General features: G+C 64.3%; 3 protein-coding genes. 1 reads left to right on the top strand and 2 read right to left on the bottom strand.

Features of this window, described 5'->3' with window-relative positions:
• The coding region (locus EOC06_RS34305; protein WP_128309897.1) for an FAD-dependent monooxygenase at nucleotides 1-1,134 on the bottom strand (1,134 nt) is incomplete at its 3' end.
• Between the two features lie 19 nt (nucleotides 1,135-1,153).
• Complete coding sequence (locus EOC06_RS34300; protein ID WP_023814125.1) at nucleotides 1,154-1,399, bottom strand: zinc-finger domain-containing protein; 246 nt, start codon at nucleotides 1,397-1,399, stop codon at nucleotides 1,154-1,156.
• Nucleotides 1,400-1,645: 246 nt separating this feature from the next.
• Between EOC06_RS34300 and ppk1 the strand changes: the two genes are divergently transcribed.
• A partial coding sequence (gene ppk1 / locus EOC06_RS34295; RefSeq protein WP_245470318.1) for a polyphosphate kinase 1 occupies nucleotides 1,646-3,114 on the top strand: 1,469 nt, incomplete at its 3' end.

Here is a 3,114-nt window from a genome sequence, read left to right as displayed (position 1 = left end):
TGGACCCGAGGCATGCCAGGCCAGCCGGTTGACGGCGCCGCGTCGGGCGACCTGCGCGACACGCGGCCGCCGTGACTGCTCCCAAACCGCAAGCGCGGCCAAGGGGTTAGTGGGGGAGGCGTAGACGGCCTCGGCAAGCGTCGCCGCATCCTCGATCGCCATCGCCGCGCCTTGCGCCGCGAACGGGGTCATCGCATGCGCGGCGTCGCCGATCAGCGCGATGCCGTTCGGCGTTGTCCAGGGCTGTTGCGGGTCAACAGTGTGGATCGGCCATGCGGTCCATGGGCCGGCCTGCTCGACCAGGCGGGCAAGTTCTGCCGCGGTGCCGCGCAGGGCTCGGGTCAGGATCCCGGCGTCGGCGTTGCCGGACCAGCCCTCGGCAATGCGGTCGCCCCTGGTGAAGGCCGCGAGATTGAAGGCCGCACCCTTGCTGACGGGATAGGCGACCATATGGAAGCCGGGATGCAGGAAAGTGGTGACGCAGTCCCTGGCGCCTATGGCTGCAAAGCTCCGACCGGCGGCACTGTCGGCCGCGACGGTGGCGCGCCAGGCCAGTTCGCCGGAGAAACGGCTCGTTGCGAGGGTCGCTCCCTTGGCGGAGCGGGCAAGCCTGCGCACCGACGACCAGACGCCATCGGCCCCAACCAGCAGGAGGCCCTCCGCCTCGACGGTTTTGCCATTGATCTCGGCCGTCGCGGTGATGCCATCCGGGCCGGTGTCAACGTCGCCGATGCGGGCGCCGGTGGTGAGATGGATATCCGGCATCTCGGCAACGCGCGCGGTCAGTGCGCTCTGCAGATCGGCCCTGTGCGCCACGAGATAGGGCGCCTGCCAGCGCGTTTCGGCGGCTTGCCCCAACGGCACCCGCGCCAGTTCGCGCAACGTCGCGGCGTCCTTCAGGACCACCGCTTCCGGCCGCACCGTTGCCGGCAGCAGCTTGTCGAGTACGCCAAGCTGGCGAAGGATACGTGTCGCGTTGGGAGAGAGCTGGATGCCGGCGCCGGCAGCTTCCAGGCGCTGCGCCTGTTCGAACACCCGAACAGGGTAGCCGCGGTCGGCGAATGCAAGCGCTGCGGTCAATCCGGCGACACCCGCCCCGGCGATGACAATTTGCCGGGATCGCGTGTCGGTCATCGGGCTGGTCGCGAAAGACTCAGGCGGCCTGATCGATGTAGATGCAGCCGGCCGGCAGCGTCTCGGTCGCCTTCAGCTTCGGAGAATAGCGGTAGAGCGTCGAGCAATAGGGGCAGACTTTTTCGTTGTCGTCGCCCATGTCCAGAAACACATGCGGGTGGTCGAAAGGCGGATTGGCGCCCGTGCACATGAATTCCTTCACGCCGATGTCGATTGCCTGATAGCCCGCATCGTTCTGAAAATGGGGAATGGAACCGCCTGCCATCGTCGTCTCCTTAACGCAGTCTCGTCTGCATCTGGATCATATCAGGCCTCTTTGCAAGTTCGATGAAATGAAACTGTCGCAAAAGCCTGTCAGAGGATAAGTTAAGCCGGTTAACGCATGGCCCCGAAGACCGACATCGGTTTTCGGCAAGGACCATGCGTCGCCTTGGAGTGGCAGAGCGTCCTTTGCGCGTCCTGAATGACGCACGACGCTTTAGCTGGCTGACGGTGTGGAAGAGCGGGAATCATGAACGAACTGAAGCCGGTGCAGAACGAATTCGTGGATGTCGAGGTGGCCCGCCCGGAGGGCGGCAATCCGGACCGGTTTGTCAACCGCGAGTTTTCCTGGCTGCAGTTCAACCGGCGCGTTCTCGAGGAGTCGCTGAACCTCAATCATCCGCTGCTGGAGCGCGTCCGCTTCCTGTCGATCTCGGCCGCCAACCTCGACGAGTTCTTCATGGTCCGCGTTGCCGGTCTTGCCGGCCAGGTGCGCGAGGGCATCACGCTGAAGAGCCCTGACGGACGCACCCCCGAACAGCAGCTCGAACAGCTGCTGCGTGAGGTCGAGCGGCTGCAGGAAGACCAGCAGAAGAGCCTTTCGGCGCTTACCGTGCTGCTCAACAAGGAAGGCATCGAGAGCATCACCCGCGATGCGCTGACCAAGGACGAGAAAGTCTGGCTGGAAGACCATTTCCAGGAACAGGTTTTCCCGGTGCTCACCCCGCTGTCGATCGACCCGGCGCATCCGTTTCCGTTCATTCCAAATCTCGGCTTCTCGATGGCGCTGCAATTGCGCCATCGCAAGAACGGTGAGGAGATGAGCGCGCTGCTGCGCCTGCCGGTGGCGCTGAAGCGCTTCATCCGTCTGCCGGACCGCAAGCATCATGTCCGCTTCATCCCGCTGGAAGAGGCGGTCGGCCTCTATATCGGCAAGCTCTTCCCCGGCTACGAGGTCAAGGGCTCCGGCACGTTCCGCATCATTCGCGATAGCGATATCGAGGTCGAGGAGGAGTCCGAGGACCTGGTTCGCCTGTTCGAAACGGCGCTGAAGCGGCGGCGGCGGGGTTCGGTGATCCGCATCGAATTCGACAGGCTGATGCCTGGCGAATTGCGCGACTTCGTGGCAGGCGAGCTTGGCGTGTCGTCGAGCCGCATCAGCGTGCTCACCGGGCCGCTGGCGCTCAGCCAGATTTCCGAGATCGTCGCCGTCCCTCGCGACGACCTGAAATTCATGCCCTACAATCCGCGTTTTCCCGAGCGCATCCGCGAGCATGGCGGCGACTGTTTTGCCGCCATCCGCGAGAAGGACATCGTCGTCCATCACCCCTACGAATCGTTTGACGTCGTGGTGCAGTTCCTGCGCCAGGCGATGGCCGATCCGGAAGTGGTGGCGATCAAGCAGACGCTTTACCGCACCTCCAATGACAGCCCGATCGTGCGTGCGCTGGTCGACGCGGCCGAGGCCGGCAAGTCGGTCACCGCGCTGGTCGAGCTCAAGGCGCGTTTCGACGAAGAAGCCAACATTCGCTGGGCGCGCGATCTGGAGCGTGCCGGCGTGCAGGTCGTGTTCGGCTTTCTTGAGCTGAAAACCCATTCGAAAATGTCGCTGGTCGTGCGGCGCGAGGACGGCAAGCTGCGCAACTACGTGCACCTCGGCACCGGCAACTACCATCCGGTAACGGCGCGCATCTACACCGACCTGTCCTTCTTCACCAC

It is taken from the genome of Mesorhizobium sp. M7A.F.Ca.MR.362.00.0.0, from assembly GCF_004023175.1.
Lineage (GTDB): Bacteria > Pseudomonadota > Alphaproteobacteria > Rhizobiales > Rhizobiaceae > Mesorhizobium.
This window is presented reverse-complemented; position numbering and strand designations above follow the sequence as displayed.

Coding starts and splice junctions, on each gene's coding strand:
- EOC06_RS34300 (WP_023814125.1), bottom strand. CDS start 1,399: ATGGCAGGCGGTTCCATTCCCCATTTTCAGAACGATGCGGGCTATCAG.